The sequence below is a fragment of the Thalassotalea sp. G20_0 genome (genome assembly GCF_017744175.1).
Classification (GTDB): domain Bacteria; phylum Pseudomonadota; class Gammaproteobacteria; order Pseudomonadales; family Endozoicomonadaceae; genus Endozoicomonas.
Window position 1 is genome coordinate 1 of the sequence record NZ_JAGHQV010000551.1, and the last position, 509, is coordinate 509.

1 protein-coding gene is annotated in these 509 nt (G+C 44.0%); it reads right to left on the bottom strand.

The window, feature by feature from the left end; genetic code table 11:
* Positions 1–483: hypothetical protein (locus tag J7438_RS27505; RefSeq protein ID WP_209279180.1), on the bottom strand; the 483-nt coding region annotated here is incomplete at its 3' end.
* Positions 484–509 lie beyond the last annotated feature (26 nt).

Genomic DNA, 509 nt, shown 5'->3' on the forward strand with positions numbered 1-509 from the left:
CAAAAAAGCCTTGTCATCAGCAGCGCTTTTGGTCAGCCCGGTTTTTCTGGCTTGGGTCAACCATTCTCCATACAGCTTCAAACTGCCAGAGAAAACAAGCTCACAGTGTGCGAAAAAACCATTAATTAGCTGGCGTTGATGGTCATTATGATCGTTAAACTCAAAGTAGAATGGATCATAAACCGACGTTGTAAACAGGTGCTGCAGTTGTTTAGATATTGTTGTGTAAAGGTCTTCTGCAACAGCAGATAATGGCGTTAGTAAGCTCTGTCTGAGAAACAGTTTGATTACTGTCATCTGGCAGCCATGTGCCCGTCGACAACTATTTTTCTGCTCAGCCCACCCCTCTTCAATAGCCAATGCCAGAAAACAGGTCAGTGAATCAAGCGTGTAAGGCACTTCAAGTTTTTCAGCAGTTCTGGCCCTTAATGTCTTTCTTCTGACAGCGCTATTTTCATCACTGAAGAGTTTGCCCCTGTACATTGAGGGCAGCTGTAACAGGATATGAT